The sequence below is a fragment of the Blastococcus sp. LR1 genome (assembly GCF_020166105.1).
Lineage (GTDB): Bacteria > Actinomycetota > Actinomycetes > Mycobacteriales > Geodermatophilaceae > Blastococcus.
Window position 1 is genome coordinate 487,686 of record NZ_JAIUJY010000002.1, and the last position, 15,790, is coordinate 503,475.

Below are 15,790 nucleotides of genomic sequence, written 5' to 3' on the forward strand. Positions count from 1 at the left end.
TTCCGCGCGGGCCGACCCGTCTGCGTCAGGGCGTCCAGTTGCCGGTGGCGACGATGACCAAGCCCGGGGCCGGCACGCCGCTGACCTCGAAGAACCGGGCCGCGGGGCCGGCGAGCTCGGGGAACTGCTGCTGCAGCGCGACCGCGGCCTGGCGCTGCGCCTCGTCGCCCTCGGTGAAGAAGACGGTGGTGGCGGCGACCGGGCTGCCCTCGTAGGCGCCGACGCCCGGGGACTCCCAGCCCCCGGCGACGACGGCGGAGGAGATCTTGCCGGCGAGGCCGGTGACGTCGGTGGCGTTGAGGACGGTCACGGGGAGCTTGCCGCCCACCGGGGCCTCGGGCTCCAGCGAGATCGGCTCGTTGGCCAGCGGCGGCAGCTCCGCGGTCGGGGCGACCGGGGCGGCGACGGTGGTCGGGGCGGACGGAGTCTGCGTGCTCGTCTCCTGCGCCGGCGGCTGGGTCACGGTGTAGACGCCGAGGACGGCGAGCGCGACGACCGCCATGGCGACCAGGCTCTTGAGGACGAGCCGCGGCTTGTGCTCCTCCTCGTCCTCGAAGATGACCTCCGGGGTGCCGTTCTTCTTGGCGGCCCGGCGGCGGGCGGAGTCGGCGGCCTGACGCTCGGCGCGGTAGGCGGCGCGGCCGGCCTTGGTGGCGCCGCTGGCCGGGCCACGGACGGCGGCGGGAGCGCCCTCGGCGTCGAGGTCGTCGTACTCGTCCGCGAGGGCCTCGTCGTAGTCGTCGAACTCGTCGACGTCGGCGGCGCGCGTCGAGACGACGTTCCGCTCGGGGATCGCGGTGGTCATCGGCGGCACCAGCGCCTGCGGCAGGTCGAGATCCGTGCCGAGGTCGAAGGCGCCGCGCCGCGCCGCGTCGGCGCGGGAGGGCTTGGTCCAGTCGCCGTAGGACGACGACGGGGCGCCCGTCGGAGTGGTCTGGCGCGGAACGCGGGGAGCCCGGGGTGCCGGGCGCGGGGCGCGGCTCGGACCCGTGGTCACCAGGGCCTCGTCCTCCACCCAGGAACCGGACGGCGTCAGCGACGGCGCAGCGGCCTTGGCAGCGGAGTGGACCGGCTTCGGGAGGAGCGCCTCACCGGAGGGCGCCGACACCCGTGCGTCGGCGGCGCGAGCGGGCACGGCCAGCCCGATCCGCGGCTCGGCAGCCGGAACGGGGCGAGCCGGGGCGACCGGGGGTCGCGGCGCGGGCGCACCGCCGGGGCGGGCGCCGACCGGAACCGGGGGCAGCGGCAGGCGCGAGCGGGAGCCCTGCGGCGCGCGCTCGGCCGGAGGCGTCCCGAGCAGGACGTCACGACGACCCGACCGATCACGATCCCGGGTGGTCGGATGATCGCTCATCCCCATGACAGGGCGCGATCCCTCGGGGGTATCGGTCCTGCGCCGCCCAGCGGCTGCAGGAGCGTTCCCCTGGTCTACTCCGTCACTGCCTGACGCGGCGTGCCTGCCCACGGTGAGCAAATCTAATCCATGTAATTCGCCTTGCCCAGGACCTGAGACGAACGCGTTCGTTGACGCGCCGAACGGAGACGTCGGAGCCGCTGCACGAGCACCGGGTCGGCGGCCAGCGCCTCGGGCCGTTCGACCAGGGCGTTGAGCGCCTGGTAGTACCGGGTGGCCGTGGTTCCGAACTGGTCCCGGATCGCCGTCTCCTTGGCACCGGCCCGCCGCCACCACTGCCGCTCGAACCGGAGCACGTCGTGCTCCCGGCGGGAAAGCCCTGCCGCCCCCACCTGCGGGAACGCCTCCCCGGGACCGTCTGCCCGGGGCTGGGGGACCACTGGTGCCGGGTCGCTGCTCATCGCTGGTTCCGCCTCTTCCCTGCCCGCCGCCGGGATGTCCCGGACGGCTACGAAAGCGACCGTAGCGCCGCCCACCGACAGTTCCCGGGCAGCGCCGCGGCGGGTCCGCGGAGCGGGCTCAGGGGGTGGGAACCAGAGCCTCCCGTGACCTCCGTCGCGCGCCGGCTCGGGCGTGTCGCAGGCTGTCCGCGGTGAACACCGCCAGCGCGACCCAGACGATCACGAAACCGGCCAGCCGGGCCGGTGGCATCGGCTCCCCGTAGACGAAGACCCCGATCGACAGCTGCATCAGCGGCGTCAGGTACTGCAGCAGGCCGACGGTGGACAGCGGGATCCGTCGGGCCGCGGTCGCGAAGAGCAGCAGCGGGATCGCCGTCGCGATCCCCGAGCTCATGAGCAGCAGCGCGTGTCCCGACCCGGCGGTGGCGAACGTTCCGTCACCTCCGCCGTGGAGGACGGCCAGGATCGCCGCGGCCGGCAGCGCGACGAGCGCCGTCTCCAGGAACAGCCCCGGAGCCGCCTCGACCACCACCAGCTTCTTCATCAGGCCGTAGAGGCCGAAGCTCGCGGCCAGCCCCAGCGCGATCCAGGGCGGCCGTCCGTAGTCGATGGTCAGCACCAGGACGGCGACGGTGGCGATGCCGACGGCGACCCACTGGAGCGGCCGCAGCCGCTCGCTGAACACCACGACCCCGAGCAGCACGCTGACGAGCGGGTTGATGAAGTAACCGAGCGAGGTCTCGACGACCTGCCCGGAGTTCACGCCGTGGACGAAGAGCAGCCAGTTGCCCATCAAGAACACCGCGGCGCCGGCCAGGATCAGCAGACTGCGGCCGCTCCGGGCCGCGGCACGGACGTGCCCCCACCGGCGCACGACGGTCAGCAGGATGCCGACGAAGAGCAGCGACCAGACCACCCGGTGGGCGACGATCTCCAGCCCGCCGGACGGCTCCAGCAGGGGGAAGTAGAGCGGGAACAGCCCCCAGAGCGCGTAGGCGCCGATCCCGGAGACCACCCCCAGGCGACGCTCGTCCACGCACCGCACCGTACGCCGGGCCTCCCGATCGACAGCACGCAACCGGATCGGCCTACCGTCGGTGCGTGAGCAGCTCGCGGCCCGATCCCCTGCGGTGGATCTGGTACGCCCTCGGCGGCGGCCTCCCCCGGCGGCTCTCGCCCTGGGTGCTGGAGGACACCACCCGGCGCACCTGGGTGTGGCGGCACCTGGCCCGTGCGGTGGTCCAGCTCAGCCCGCTGGTGCTGATCTGCCTGCTGGCCATCCCGGTGCCGCTGAGCGACCGGATCTCCGCCGCCGTCGGGGGCCTCCTGCTCGGGCTGCTGTTCTCGCTGGCCTACATGGTCGAGACGATCGAGCACCGCGTGGCGAAGGCCGGCTACGAACCGGGGACGGCGGCCCGGCTGCGCGCCCGCCGCGCCGAGCGCGAGCGGCTCGAACGACTCTCGCCCTACCGCCGCGACGGCTCGGGCAGCTTCGACTGAGCCGACGAGGGGACTCGAACCCCTAACCGCCCGATTACAAGTCGGGTGCGCTACCAGTTGCGCCACGCCGGCGGTGACCACCGCCGGTGGCCGCGTCGATCGTAGGTGCCCGCCGAGGGCTCAGGCCGCCTCGGTCTCCGCGCTGGGGTCGGCGCGCGGCGGCTCCGACCGCAGATAGCCGGCCGGGTCGGCGCTGGCCAGGGGCCCCGCCGCCATCCAGCGCGCGAACCCGGCGGGATCCCGCCGCTCCAGTTCGTCCAGCACCTGCGCGCGGCGGGCGACCAGGCCCTGCCGGGCGGCCGGCGCCAGAGCACCCTGCAGGACCGAGCCAGAGCGCAGCCACTCCTCCGCCAGGTCACCGGTGCTCAGCTCGTCCACGGTCGGGACCGGTCCTCGCAGGGAGCCCGCGGGCCGGGAGGAGGCTCCGGCCAGGCGTCCGGCTGCGGGTCCGGCCAGGGCGGCGCGGAGCCGGCGCTCGCGGAGCCACCGGTTCGTCGCCCAGCCGGCCCCGGCGAGACCGACCAGCAGCACCGCCGCCCCGCCGCCCGCGAGCATCGCCGTCCCGCTGAGGACGAGGAGCGTGACGACGGTGACCGCGACGCCCAGCAGCGCGGACTCCAGCACCGACCGGCGGCGGGGCTCCACCGTCTCCCGCGCGACACCCGCCGTCACGCAGCCGGCCATGGCCCCGGAGACGAGCACGGCCATCAGGCCGGGGCCGCGCAGCGCGATGCCGCCGACCACCGAGAGAGCGGCGACGAGGACCAGACCGATGCCGGCGAGGAACCGGAGCAGGGGACCACGGACGGGCACGAGCAGCCTCCACGGCAGAAGTTGGGGCGGTGCGGCCCGCCGGACGGGGCACTACCCGGCGAGAGGTCGTGTTGCACACGGGGTCAGCGGACGATCACCCGCTCCCGGACGGGCGCGTGCCGACCGGCAGGATCTGGCGTCGTGGGGTCCTCCGTGGTCGTCGTCGACGTCCGGCTCGCCGTCGTCCTCGTGCTCCTGACCGCGCTGGCGGCGGGAAGCGGACGGCTGTCGGGGCTCGGCGAGGACCGCAGCGTGCTCGTGGCCGCCGTTCGCGCGACTGTCCAGCTGGCCGCGGTGTCCGCGGTGCTGCTCCTCGTCGTCGGCTCGCTGGAGCTCTCCGCCCTGTTCGTGCTGCTGATGGTCTCCGTCGCCACGGCCACGGCCGCCGGCCGGACCACCGGTCGTCCCCTGCGCTCCCCCGGCGCCGCCCGCCGGCTGCTCGCCACCGCGCTCCCCGTCGTCGGCGGGGCGGCGCCCGTGGTCGGGCTCGTCCTCGCCAGCGGCACCGTGCCGCTGCGGGGCGAGGCGGTCATCCCCATCGCCGGGATCCTGATCGGCGGCGCCATGAGCGCCACCTCGCTGGCCGGCCGCCGGCTGCGCGACGAGCTCGACCGCCGGTCCGGGGAGGTGGAGGCCGGGCTCGCCCTGGGCCTCCTCCCCCGCGACGCGGTGCTGCTCGTCGCCCGCCCCGTGGCCGGCACCGCGCTGATCCCCCCGCTGGACCAGACGCGCACCGTCGGGCTGGTCACGCTGCCCGGCGCGTTCGTCGGGGTGCTGCTCGGTGGCGGCACGCCGCTCGAGGCGGGGGCGGCGCAGCTGCTGGTGCTCCTCGGCCTGCTCGCCGCGGAGGTGCTCGCGGTCTGGGCGGTCACCGAGATGGTGGCCCGCGGCCGACTGCTCCCCGTCCCCCGCTAGGCCCGGCGCCCAGCAGACTCACAGCCCTCGTCCAGCGACGCACCAGCGCACCGGCGGACAGTGGTACCGACAGCGCGACCGGACGGTCGTGCCAGGAGAGGATCGGACCCGTGAGCGAGCACCAGCACCCCGGAACCGGCCAGCAGTACGGCTGGCAGCCCCCGCAGCCGGCCGGCCAGCAGGACACCATCCAGCACACGGCCCAGCAGACCGCCCAGCCGCCGACCTACCCCGGCTACGGCGGCTTCCCGACGCCGCCGGCCGCACAGCCGGAGCGGACGTCGGCCCGCGGGAGCCGGCTCCGCATCGGGCTGGTCGGCCTGGTCGCCGGTGCGCTGATCGGCGGCGGCGCCGGGGCAGGCGTGGCCACCTTCCTCGACGGGTCCGACGGGACCTCCAGCTCCTCCGCGCCGGCGCAGAGCGTGACGATCAAGGATCCGGAGCGGGCCACCACCGCGACCGCGGCCGCCGCCAAGGCCGCTCCCAGCGTCGTCACCGTCTACGTCTCCAGCGGGTCGGGCGCCGGCAGCGGCTCCGGCGTCGTCCTCACCGCCGACGGCTACGTGCTCACCAACAACCACGTCGTCGCCGAGGGCGGGAACGGCGGCAGCGTGCAGGTGCGCACCTCCGACGGGGCGCTCTACGACGCCGAGATCGTCGGGACCGATCCCGCCTTCGACCTCGCGGTGCTCCGGCTCGACGGCGCCGACGACCTGACGCCGGCCACCTTCGCCGACTCCGACGAGCTGCAGATCGGCGACGTCGCCGTCGCCATCGGCGCCCCGCTGGGCCTGTCCAACACGGTCACCGACGGCATCATCAGCGCCACCAACCGCGCCGTGGCCACCGGCTCGACCCAGGACGACGCGACCGTGCTCGACGCGATCCAGACCGACGCCGCGATCAACCCCGGCAACTCCGGCGGCGCTCTGGTCGACGCCGCCGGCGAGGTCATCGGCATCAACACCGCCATCGCCACCGTCGCCTCGGGCATGCCGGGCGGCCAGTCGCAGAGCGGCAACATCGGCGTCGGTTTCGCCATCCCCGGCAACACCGCCCAGCGGGTCGCCCAGGAGATCATCGAGACCGGCACGGCGACCCGCGCGTTCCTCGGCGTGAGCGCGCGCACCGCGGCCGACGACGAGAACAGCGAGGTCGGCACCGGCGCCCAGATCGAGACGGTGGAGCCCGACAGCGCCGCCGAGCGCGCCGGCCTCCAGCGCGGCGACGTCGTCACCGCCGTGGGCGACCGCCCGGTCACCACCTCCACGGAGCTCACCGCCGCCGTGCGCAGCCTGGCCCCGGGCGAGAGCGTCGAGCTCACCGTGCGCCGGGGTTCGGGCAGCAGCACCGTCGAGGTCACCCTGGGCGAGACCAGCTGAGGTCCGCTGCGGCCGCCCGGCCCCGGTCCCTAGGCTGGGCCGGGTGGCCGCTCCCTCACTGACCCCGCCCCTGGCCGGGTCCCTCGACGACCCGGCCCGCGCGCGCGACCTCGCCCGGATGAAGCGACTGGCGACCGGGCTCTTCGGCGTCGCCGCAGCGGTGTTCCTCGGCTGCGTCCTGCTCGGCGAGGAGGCGGGCGCCTGGGTCGGGTACGTGCGGGCGACCGCCGAGGCCTCGATGGTCGGCGCGCTGGCCGACTGGTTCGCGGTCACGGCCCTCTTCCGGCACCCGTTGCGGCTGCCGATCCCGCACACCGCGATCATCCCGCGGAAGAAGGACCAGATCGGCGAGAGCCTGGGCGCCTTCGTCCAGGAGAACTTCCTGACCCGCGCCGTCATCGAGGAGAAGCTCGCCACCATCGACGTCCCGGGCCGGCTGGGTGGCTTCCTCGCCGCTCCCGGGCGGGCCGAGCGGCTGGGCGGCGACGCCGCGAAGGTCCTCACCGCGGTCACCGACCTGCTCAAGGACGAGGACCTGCAGCCCGCCGTCGCCTCGCTGGTCGACCGCAAGCTGCACGAGACGCCTGCCGCGCCCGGCCTGGCACGGGTGCTGGAGCTGGTCGTGGACGGCGACCGGCACCAGGAGGTGCTCTCGGCGGCCCTGCGGCTGATGGCCCGCTTCCTGGACGAGAACCGCCTGGTGTTCCGGGCCCAACTGGGCGGCGCCTCCCCCGCCTGGGTGCCCGACTGGGTGGACGACCGCGTCTTCGACCGCGCGTTCGCCGGGATCCACAGCTTCATCGCCGAGGTCGGCGACGATTCCCGCCACGAGCTGCGCCGCTCCTACGACGCCCGGCTGCGGGCCTACGTGCACGCGCTGCGCACCGACCCGGAGACCGCGGAGCGGGTCGAGGAGTTCAAGCGGGAGGTGCTCGAGCACCCGGCGATCCGCGACTGGTCCGGCTCGCTGTGGACCACCGCGAAGAACACCTTCCTCACCGCCGCGGCCGACCCCACCTCGCCGCTGCGGGAGCGGATCACCGCGCTGATCGCCGATGGCGCGAAGCTGCTGCAGAACGACCCGACCGTCCGCGAGCTGGTCCAGCGGCACAGCCGCCGCGCCGTGGGGTACGCCGTCGAGCGGTTCTCCGGAGACCTGGCGGACCTGGTGAGCAGCACCGTCGCCCGCTGGGACACCGAGGAGACCAGCCGTCGCATCGAGCTCCAGGTGGGCCGCGACCTGCAGTGGATCCGGGTGAACGGCACCGTCGTCGGCGGCCTCGCCGGCCTCGTCATCTACACCGTGGCCCAGCTGCTCTCCTGAGCCCTGCGACCGTCAGGCCTGGATGTAGTCGACGAGCTGCCGCCGCTCCTCCTCCAGCTCGTCCAGCCGGGCCTTCACGACGTCGCCGATCGAGACGATGCCGACCAGGACGTCGTCGGCGACGACGGGGACGTGCCGCACCCGGTGATCCGTCATCGTGCGCGCGAGACCGTCCAGGCTGGCCTCGGGCGGGCAGACGTGCACCTCCGTCGTCATCACGCTGGACACGGGGTCGGCGAGGAGCCCGGCGCCGCGCTCGTGCAGTCCCCGGGCGACGTCCCGCTCGGAGATGATGCCGTCGACGTGACGGCCGTCGGAGGACACGACCAGCGCGCCGATGCCCTTCTCCGCCAGCAACGCCAGCGCGGTCCCGACGCTCTCCGACCCGTCGACGGTGGCGACTTCACGGCTCTTGTGGCGGAGCAGTTGGCTGATCTGCACACTTCCTCCTCCGACGCGGTGCCGCGGAGTGTGCTCCTCCTGCTGCCCGGGGGGCAACGGTCGGCTCAGCGGCGGGCGGCGGCCGCCTGGTAGAGCGCGATGCCGGCGGCGACGCTGACGTTGAGCGACTCGGTGTCGCGGTCGATCGGGATGCGCACGACGACGTCGCACTTCTCCCGGACCAGCCGCGAGAGGCCGGTGCCCTCGGCGCCGACGACGAGCGCGACCGGGTCGGCGAAGCCGTCGTACTCGTGCAGCTCGACGTCGCCGTCGCCGGCCAGGCCGACCGTCTGGAGCCCGGCGTCCTGGTAGGCGGTGAGCGCACGCGGCAGGTTCACCGCGCGGGCGACCCGCAGCCGCGCCGCCGCGCCGGCGCTGGTGCGCCAGGCCGAGGCGGTCATGCCGACCGCCCGGCGCTGCGGAACGACGACGCCGTGGGCGTCGAAGGCCGCGGCCGAGCGCACGACGGCGCCGAGGTTGCGCGGGTCGGTGACGCCGTCCATGGCGACGATCAGCGGCGCCCGGCCGGAGTCGCGCGCGATCTGGAGGAAGTCGTCCGGGTGCGCGTAGTCGTAGGGCGGCACCTGCAGGCCGATGCCCTGGTGCAGCGCGCCCTGGGACATCCGGTCGAACTCGCCCTTGCCGACCTCGAGCAGCGGCAGGCCGCGGTCCGCAGCCAGCCCCAGCGCCTCGGTGATCCGCTCGTCCGCGCCGGGCCGGGTGGTGTCGCCGGTGACGACGTACAGCGCCGTCGCGGGGATCCGCGCGCGCAGCGCCTCGACGACGGGGTTGCGGCCGAGCAGCAGCTCCGGCTGCTCCGCGGAACGCTGACGGGCCCGCGCCCGGTCCGCGCGCTGGCGGGCCTCGTCCGCGGCGCGGCGCGCGGCGGGGTGCCCGGTGCGCTGCTCGGCGGGCGGGGTCGCGCCACGTCCGGCGAGCGACCGCCGGTTCTTGCCACCAGTACCTGCGGTGGCGGTCTTCTTGCCTGCACCGTCGCTACGGCCTCGGCGTTGGCTGTTGCCGGCCATCAGCGGCTCAGCTCCCATCGGGTTCCTTGCGGGGTGTCCTCGACCGAGAGGCCGAGGGCGGCGAGCTGGTCGCGGATCGCGTCCGCCGCCGCGAAGTCCTTGCGTGCACGGGCCGCCCGGCGCTGCTCGAGAGCGAGCGCCACCAGCCCGTCGGTGGCCTGCGCCAGCCGGTCGTCCGTTCCGCCCGCGCTGACCCACTGCGGGTCGAGCGGGTCGAGGCCCAGGACGCCGAGCATCGCGCGCACCGAGCCGAGCGCGGCCCCGATCGCGGCGTCGTCGCCGTCGGCCAGGGCGGTGTTGCCCTGCCGGACCGCCTCGTGGACCGCGGCGATCGCGGCCGGGGTGCTCAGGTCGTCGTCGAGCGCCGCGCGGAACTCGGCAGGCAGCTCGCCCTCCACCTGCGACCCCACGCGCTCGACGGCGCGCTTCACGAACGACTCGATCCGGCGGTAGGCCTGCCCGGCCTCCTCCAGCGCGGCGTCGGTGAACTCGATCGTCGAGCGGTAGTGCGGGGCGACGAGGTAGTAGCGGAGCTCGACCGGGCGGACCCGCTGGACCACCTCGTCGACCAGCGCGGTGTTGCCCATCGACTTGCTCATCTTCTCGCCGCCGAGAGTCACCCAGCCGTTGTGCATCCAGTACGAGGCGAAGTCCTGGCCGGCGGCCCGGGACTGGGCCTGCTCGTTCTCGTGGTGCGGGAAGCGCAGGTCCAGGCCGCCGCCGTGGATGTCGAAGGCGTCGCCGAGGTAGCGCCCGGCCATGGCCGAGCACTCCAGGTGCCAGCCGGGGCGGCCGCGACCCCACGGGGTCGGCCAGGACGCCGTCTCCGGCTCGCCCGGCTTGCTGCCCTTCCAGAGGGCGAAGTCACGGGGGTCGCGCTTGCGGTCGTCGGTGTCGGTGTCGGCCGCCGGCTCCAGGTTCTCCAGCCGCTGACCGGTGAGCGCCCCGTACTCGGGGAAGGAGCGCACGTCGAAGTAGACGTCGCCGTCGACGGCGTAGGCGTGGCCGCGCTCGATCAGCCGCTCCATGAGCTCGACCATCTCGGGGACGTGCCCGGTGGCCCGCGGCTCGTAGGTCGGCGGCAGGATGCCGAGCACGTCGTAGGCGCGGGTGCAGGCCCGCTCGTTCTCGTACGCCCAGGCCCACCACGGCACGTCGTGCTCGGCGGCCTTGGTCAGGATCTTGTCGTCGATGTCGGTGACGTTCCGGACGTAGATGACCTCGAGCCCGCTCGCGGCCAGCCAGCGGCGCAGCACGTCGAAGGAGACGGCGGCCCGGATGTGGCCCACGTGCGGCCGGCCCTGCACGGTGAGACCGCAGACGTAGACCGACGCGTGACCGGCACGCAGGGGCGTGAAGTCGCGGACCGCGCGGGCGGCCGTGTCGTACAGGCGGAGGCTCACTGCCGGGAGTCTACGGAGCTTCTCGGCCCTCTCCTACCGCCGGAGCGGCATCCTCCCCCGTCCGGACCACCAGCGCGGTGGCCACGGCGGCCCGCCCCTCCCCGCGACCGGTGAGGCCGAGGCCGTCGGTCGTGGTGGCGGTCACGCTCACCGGGGCGCCCAGCGCAGCGGCCAGCACCGCCTCCGCCTCCCCCCGACGAGGGCCGAGCTTGGGGGTCGTGGCGATCAGCTGGACCGACACGTTGCCCACGCGCCAGCCGCCCGCGTCGAGCACGTCGCGGACGTGCACCAGGACGTCGGCGCCACGGGCGCCGGCCCAGCGCGGATCGTCGGTGCCGAGCAGCCCGCCGATGTCGCCCAGTCCCGCCGCGGAGAGCACCGCGTCGGTGATCGCGTGGGCGACGACGTCGCCGTCGGAGTGCCCGGCGCAGCCGTCGACGCCCGGCCACTCCAGCCCGGCGAGCCAGCAGGGGCGGCCGCTCTCGATCGGGTGGACGTCGGTGCCGACGCCGACCCGGGGCAGTTCGGGGGTGGTCACCGGGGAACCGTGCCATCGAGGCCGACGGCGAGCTCGGCCAGGGTCAGGTCGTGCGGAACGGTGATCTTCGCCGACCGCTCGTCTCCGGCGACCGTCTCCACCCGGATCCCGGCGGCGCGCACGACGGCGGCGTCGTCGGTGAGCTCGGCACCCTCGGGCAGCGCTGCATAGGCCGCGACGAGCGTCGCCCGGTCGAAGCCCTGCGGCGTCTGCACGCGGCGCAGCGGCGCGCGGGGTACCGCCTCGACGACGGCGCCGTCGTCGTCCACCAGGACCGTCGTGTCGACGACGGGGAGGACGGGCACCACGGCCTCGGCGCCGCCCTCCAGAGCGGCCAGGACCCGGGCGACGACCTCGGGCGGGGTGAGCGGACGCGCGGCGTCGTGCACCAGGACCGCATCGGCGTCGGGCACGGCCGCAAGCCCCGCGCGGACGGACGCGGTACGGGTCGCACCGCCGTCGACCATCCGGACGGCGGCCGGCAGGACGGCGGCGAAGGCCTCCCGCTCGGCGGCCGGCACCGTCACCACGACCTCGGCGACACCTCCGGCCAGCAGCCCCTCGACGGCCCACACCACGAGGGGGCGGCCGGCGAGCGGGACGAGCGCCTTCGGGCGGTCGGCCCCCAGACGCGAACCGCTCCCGGCCGCTGCGACGATCGCGACAGCGTGCACGGGAGCGGTTCGAATGGTTCCGGGGTGGGGCGGAGTGCTCAGCTGGCGAGGACCTCGTCGAGCAGGATCTCGGCCTTGTCCTCGTTGGTGCCCTCGGCGAGCGCGAGCTCGCTGACCAGGATCTGGCGAGCCTTCGAGAGCATGCGCTTCTCGCCGGCGGACAGTCCGCGGTCCTTGTCGCGACGCCACAGGTCGCGGACGACCTCGGCCACCTTGTTCACGTCGCCGGAGGCCAGCTTCTCGAGGTTGGCCTTGTAGCGGCGCGACCAGTTGGTCGGCTCCTCGGTGTGCGGAGCGCGCAGGACCTCGAAGACCTTGTCCAGGCCCTCCTGTCCGACGACGTCACGCACGCCGACGATCTCTGCGTTGTCGGCCGGCACGCGCACGGTCAGGTCGCCCTGGGCGACCTTCAGCACGAGGTAGGCCTTCTGCTCGCCCTTGATGGTGCGCTGCTCGATCGCCTCGATCAGTGCGGCACCGTGATGCGGATAGACGACGGTCTCGCCGACAGTGAAGCCCATGTGAATGTGACCCCTTTCGCTCTCTCTAGGTTAGCACGGCAGACTGGGCAACGGATCCGGTCCGGGCCGTAAATCTGCAGGTCAGAGCCTTGATGCATTGCTCTCAGGGGGTTGACAGAGCGTGATTGATGTGCCTCCGGAGGCCGCTCGGCCCTCGTCGCTGCTCCGCGCGCTGGCCCTCGCCACCCACCCGGGGCCGGCCGTCGCGGTGACCACCGTCGCGACCCTGCTGGCCGTCGCCTCGGGCACACCGACGGGCCGCACCGCACTGGTCTGCGCGGCCGTACTCGCAGGTCAGGCGTCCATCGGCTGGAGCAACGACTGGCTGGACGCCGATCGGGACCGCGCCGTCGCCAGGTCGGACAAGCCGGTGGTCCAGGGCGCCGTGAGCCCCTCGGCGCTGCGCGGAGCCGCGCTCGGGTCGGCGGCCCTGGCGGTCGTCCTCTCCCTGCTCCTCGGTCTCGTCCCCGGACTGCTCCTCCTGCTCCTCGTGGCCAGCGGATGGGCCTACAACGCCGGGCTCAAGCGCACGATCTGGTCAGGCGCGGGCTACGTGGTCGGCTTCGGGGCCCTCCCCGCGGGCGTCGTCGCCGCCGCTCCCGGCGACGCCGCGGCCCCCTGGTGGCTGGTCGCCGCGGGGGCCGCACTGGGCGGCGCAGCGCACCTCGCGAACGTCGCGCCCGACCTGGAGGACGACCTCGCCACCGGCGTCCGCGGGCTGCCACACCGGCTCGGCGCCGGCGTCTCCGCGGTGTCCGGCGCGGTGCTCCTGGCAGCGGCCTCCCTAGTGCTGGTCCTGGGCCCGGCCGGTCCCCCCACGGCCAGCGGGTGGGCAGCGCTGGCGCTGGCCGTCCCGGCGGCCGTCGTCGCGGGCCTCGCGGGCCGCCCCGGCTACCGCCGGCTGGCCTTCCCCGCCGTGATGCTGCTGACGGTGCTGGATGTCGTGCTGCTGCTCGCCGGGGGCTCCGCCCTCTCCTGAGGCGGGCTCCCGGCCGCGGCGCGCGACCTGTCGCCGCTCCCTGCGGGCGGCCCGGGCGGGCGACCGATACGCTCGGGCCGTCTCCGCGCCACCGATCCCCGGTGGCCGGCACGGTCCTGCTGGAGGTCGACAGCTGTGAACCGCGCTCTGCGCGCCGCCACCATGGGCGTTCTGCTCCTCTCCCCCATCGCGCTCTCCGCGTGCAGCGCGGGGCAGGTCACGCAGACCGCCACCCAGGAGCGCGACAAGGTCGGGGCCCTGGCGGCCGTCGGCGACATCACCCTCCGGAAGGCGAACCTCGAGCACCCGGGCGACGGCGGCTACGCGGCCGGCGACGACGCCGTGCTGGTGCTGGCCATCGCCAACGGCAGCGACGAGGCCGACACCCTGACCGAGGTCTCCGGCGAGGGCTTCGACGAGGCGGTCATCAGCACCTCCGGTGCGGCTGCCCCGTCCGTCAGCAGCGTCCCGGGCGCCTCCACCGCGCCGGCCGCCCCCACCACGGACGCCGGCGCCGCGGCCACCGACACCGCGACCCCGCCGGCGGCGACCCAGACCGTTCCTCCCGTGGCGTCCACGACCGCGGCGGCACCGACCGAGCTGGAGATCCCGGCGCGCTCCACCGTCTTCATCGGCGAGGACGGCGCCCCGACCATCACGCTGACTGGCCTGGACGAGGCGCTCACCACCGGTCGGTTCGTGGAGCTCACCTTCACCTTCGAGAACGCCGGCGAAGTGACGATGCTGGTTCCCGTCGGCACCCCGGCCGATGTGGTGGAGCGCGGCGAGGCGTTCGACTTCCACCACGAGGAAGAGGCCCACGGCGGCGAAGCCGGTGGCGAGGGCGAGCACAGCAGCGAGGAGAGCGAAGAAGGCGCGCAACGCGAGGGCGGCGAGTGACCTCCCGCTGAACCGCCAGACCTGAGTTCCGCCCGACGGCGGCCCCGATCCGGGGCCGCCGTCGCGCGTTTCCCCCGGTTCTGTCGGTGGTCGCGGTTAGCGTCGACACCGTGCCGCCCGCAGGAGTCAAGTCAGCCCGCCCCGCCCACCGCTGCACCGAGTGCGGGTACGCCTCGGCGAAGTGGGTCGGGCGCTGCCCGGAGTGCCAGGCCTGGGGCACGCTGCAGGAGACCGGAGCCCCGACGACGGGGCTGCGGGCGGTGTCGGCGGGAAAGGTCTCCTCCCCCGCCCTGCCGATCGCACAGGTGGAGCTCGCCGGCGCCCGCGCCGTCCCCACCGGCATCGCGGAGTTCGACCGCGTGCTCGGCGGAGGGCTGGTGCCGGGCGCGGTCCTGCTGGTCGCGGGCGAGCCGGGCGTGGGGAAGTCGACCCTGCTGCTCGAGGTGGCCCAGCGGGTCGCGGCCAGCAACGGGCCGGCCCTCGTGGTCTCCGGCGAGGAATCGGCCGGGCAGGTGCGACTGCGCGCCGAGCGCATCGGCGCCCTGCACGACCAGCTCTACCTGGCCGCGGAGACCGAGCTGTCGGCCGTGCTCGCGCACGTCGAGGCGGTCAAGCCGACGCTGCTGGTGCTCGACAGCGTGCAGACGGTCCGCTCCCCCGCGGCCGAGGGAACCGACGGCGGATCCACCCAGGTGCGCGCCGTCGCCTCGGCGCTGACCGGCGTCGCCAAGAGCCGCGGGATGACGACGATCCTGGTCGGGCACGTGACCAAGGACGGCGCGATCGCCGGCCCCCGCACCCTCGAGCACCTCGTCGACGTCGTCATCTCCTTCGACGGCGAGCGCCACTCCACTTTGCGCATGGTGCGGGCCACGAAGAACCGGTTCGGCCCCGCCGACGAGATCGGCTGCTTCGAGATCGGCGACCGCGGCGTGGTCGGCGTCCCCGACCCCTCCGCGCTGTTCGTCTCCCGGCGGACCGACCCGGTTCCGGGCAGCTGCGTCACCGTCACGCTGGAGGGCAGCCGTCCGCTGCTGGCCGAGGTGCAGGCGCTGGTCGCCAGCTCCGGGGGCGGCGGCTCCCCGCGCCGGGCCGTGAGTGGCCTGGACAGCCAGCGGGTCGCCATGGTCAACGCCGTCGTGGAGCGCCGTGGCGGGGTGAAGCTCGCCGATGCCGACGTCTTCGCCGCCTCCGTCGGCGGCGTGCGGATCGCCGAGCCGGCCGCCGACCTCGCCCTCGCCCTCGCCATCGCCTCGGCGTCGAAGGACCACCCGCTGCCCCCCGGCATGGTCGCCCTCGGCGAGGTGGGCCTCTCCGGTGAGATCCGGCGGGTCGGCGGGACCGGCCGTCGGCTGGCCGAGGCGGCCCGCCAGGGCTACCGCACCGCGTTCGTCCCGCCCGACGCCGGATCGGCTCCGGCCGGGATGCGGCTGATCGAGGTGCCCGACCTGGGGGCCGCCTTCCACCGCCTGTTCTGAGTCCGTAGGGTCTCGCAACAGGGCGGAGGCGCACGACCGCACCCGAGGCGATCCGGCCCCGCCTCCGGGCACGTAGACT

Annotated in this window: 17 protein-coding genes and 1 tRNA gene; 7 read left to right on the forward strand and 11 right to left on the reverse strand. The window is 74.8% G+C overall.

All coding sequences use genetic code 11. From position 1 onward, the window contains the following. Positions 1–25: 25 nt before the first annotated feature. The 3 genes from LBW97_RS06985 to rarD all read right to left on the reverse strand — a co-directional run bounded on the left by LBW97_RS06985 (position 26) and on the right by rarD (position 2,851). On the reverse strand, positions 26–1,354 hold the full coding sequence (locus LBW97_RS06985) for a LytR C-terminal domain-containing protein (protein WP_224498684.1): 1,329 nt from the start codon (positions 1,352–1,354) through the stop codon (positions 26–28). Between the two features lie 122 nt (positions 1,355–1,476). After that, positions 1,477–1,815 (reverse strand): DUF3263 domain-containing protein, encoded by a 339-nt coding sequence (locus LBW97_RS06990; RefSeq protein WP_224498685.1) that lies wholly within the window; start codon positions 1,813–1,815, stop codon positions 1,477–1,479. Between the two features lie 118 nt (positions 1,816–1,933). After that, the gene (gene rarD, locus LBW97_RS06995) at positions 1,934–2,851 is read right to left on the reverse strand and encodes an EamA family transporter RarD (protein ID WP_224498686.1); all 918 of its coding nucleotides are present in this window, start codon (positions 2,849–2,851) and stop codon (positions 1,934–1,936) included. Between the two features lie 65 nt (positions 2,852–2,916). Here rarD and LBW97_RS07000 point away from each other — a divergent pair, with 65 nt between their 5' ends. Then, positions 2,917–3,315, forward strand: coding sequence for a DUF5313 family protein (locus LBW97_RS07000; protein ID WP_224498687.1), 399 nt, complete (start codon positions 2,917–2,919; stop codon positions 3,313–3,315). Here LBW97_RS07000 and LBW97_RS07005 read toward each other — a convergent pair. Then, a tRNA-Thr gene (locus LBW97_RS07005) sits at positions 3,315–3,387 on the reverse strand. The genes LBW97_RS07000 and LBW97_RS07005 overlap by 1 nt on opposite strands. 48 nt (positions 3,388–3,435) lie before the next feature. Continuing rightward, complete coding sequence (locus tag LBW97_RS07010) at positions 3,436–4,128, reverse strand: hypothetical protein (protein ID WP_224498688.1); 693 nt, start codon at positions 4,126–4,128, stop codon at positions 3,436–3,438. 141 nt (positions 4,129–4,269) lie between these two features. Between LBW97_RS07010 and LBW97_RS07015 the strand changes: the two genes are divergently transcribed. The 3 genes from LBW97_RS07015 to LBW97_RS07030 all read left to right on the forward strand — a co-directional run bounded on the left by LBW97_RS07015 (position 4,270) and on the right by LBW97_RS07030 (position 7,749). Further along, positions 4,270–5,043, forward strand: a complete 774-nt coding sequence (locus LBW97_RS07015) for an ABC transporter permease (protein WP_224498689.1) — start codon at positions 4,270–4,272, stop codon at positions 5,041–5,043. 110 nt (positions 5,044–5,153) lie between these two features. Continuing rightward, the gene (locus LBW97_RS20200; protein WP_308010433.1) at positions 5,154–6,425 is read left to right on the forward strand and encodes a trypsin-like peptidase domain-containing protein; all 1,272 of its coding nucleotides are present in this window, start codon (positions 5,154–5,156) and stop codon (positions 6,423–6,425) included. A gap of 43 nt (positions 6,426–6,468) precedes the next feature. Next, on the forward strand, positions 6,469–7,749 hold the full coding sequence (locus LBW97_RS07030) for a DUF445 domain-containing protein (protein ID WP_224498690.1): 1,281 nt from the start codon (positions 6,469–6,471) through the stop codon (positions 7,747–7,749). Between the two features lie 12 nt (positions 7,750–7,761). Here LBW97_RS07030 and LBW97_RS07035 read toward each other — a convergent pair whose 3' ends face one another. From LBW97_RS07035 to LBW97_RS07060, 6 genes are all read right to left on the reverse strand, one after another. After that, complete coding sequence (locus LBW97_RS07035; RefSeq protein WP_224498691.1) at positions 7,762–8,190, reverse strand: CBS domain-containing protein; 429 nt, start codon at positions 8,188–8,190, stop codon at positions 7,762–7,764. A gap of 65 nt (positions 8,191–8,255) precedes the next feature. Further along, positions 8,256–9,236: a 23S rRNA (guanosine(2251)-2'-O)-methyltransferase RlmB gene (rlmB, locus tag LBW97_RS07040; protein ID WP_224498692.1), complete on the reverse strand. Its 981-nt coding sequence runs from the start codon at positions 9,234–9,236 to the stop codon at positions 8,256–8,258. Beyond that, positions 9,218–10,621: a cysteine--tRNA ligase gene (cysS, locus tag LBW97_RS07045; RefSeq protein ID WP_224498693.1), complete on the reverse strand. Its 1,404-nt coding sequence runs from the start codon at positions 10,619–10,621 to the stop codon at positions 9,218–9,220. Before cysS ends, rlmB begins: the two co-directional genes overlap by 19 nt. A 10-nt stretch (positions 10,622–10,631) precedes the next feature. Continuing rightward, positions 10,632–11,159, reverse strand: coding sequence for a 2-C-methyl-D-erythritol 2,4-cyclodiphosphate synthase (gene ispF / locus LBW97_RS07050; RefSeq protein ID WP_224498694.1), 528 nt, complete (start codon positions 11,157–11,159; stop codon positions 10,632–10,634). Continuing rightward, positions 11,156–11,833: a 2-C-methyl-D-erythritol 4-phosphate cytidylyltransferase gene (ispD, locus tag LBW97_RS07055; protein WP_224498695.1), complete on the reverse strand. Its 678-nt coding sequence runs from the start codon at positions 11,831–11,833 to the stop codon at positions 11,156–11,158. The genes ispF and ispD overlap by 4 nt, the downstream gene beginning before the upstream one ends. A gap of 38 nt (positions 11,834–11,871) precedes the next feature. After that, positions 11,872–12,354, reverse strand: a complete 483-nt coding sequence (locus tag LBW97_RS07060; protein ID WP_224498696.1) for a CarD family transcriptional regulator — start codon at positions 12,352–12,354, stop codon at positions 11,872–11,874. A gap of 130 nt (positions 12,355–12,484) precedes the next feature. Between LBW97_RS07060 and LBW97_RS07065 the strand changes: the two genes are divergently transcribed. The 3 genes from LBW97_RS07065 (at position 12,485) to radA (ending at position 15,711) form a co-directional block, all read left to right on the forward strand. Continuing rightward, complete coding sequence (locus tag LBW97_RS07065) at positions 12,485–13,333, forward strand: UbiA family prenyltransferase (RefSeq protein WP_224498697.1); 849 nt, start codon at positions 12,485–12,487, stop codon at positions 13,331–13,333. 135 nt (positions 13,334–13,468) lie between these two features. Next, positions 13,469–14,233 (forward strand): hypothetical protein, encoded by a 765-nt coding sequence (locus LBW97_RS07070; protein ID WP_224498698.1) that lies wholly within the window; start codon positions 13,469–13,471, stop codon positions 14,231–14,233. 110 nt (positions 14,234–14,343) lie between these two features. After that, the gene (gene radA, locus LBW97_RS07075) at positions 14,344–15,711 is read left to right on the forward strand and encodes a DNA repair protein RadA (protein WP_224498699.1); all 1,368 of its coding nucleotides are present in this window, start codon (positions 14,344–14,346) and stop codon (positions 15,709–15,711) included. Positions 15,712–15,790: the final 79 nt, after the last annotated feature.

Bases quoted from the DNA above. Each gene is read 5' to 3' on its own strand.
- LBW97_RS06990 (WP_224498685.1), bottom strand. From the start codon at position 1,815: ATGAGCAGCGACCCGGCACCAGTGGTCCCCCAGCCCCGGGCAGACGGT.
- LBW97_RS06985 (WP_224498684.1), bottom strand. From the start codon at position 1,354: ATGAGCGATCATCCGACCACCCGGGATCGTGATCGGTCGGGTCGTCGT.
- LBW97_RS07060 (WP_224498696.1), bottom strand. From the start codon at position 12,354: ATGGGCTTCACTGTCGGCGAGACCGTCGTCTATCCGCATCACGGTGCC.
- rlmB (WP_224498692.1), bottom strand. From the start codon at position 9,236: ATGGGAGCTGAGCCGCTGATGGCCGGCAACAGCCAACGCCGAGGCCGT.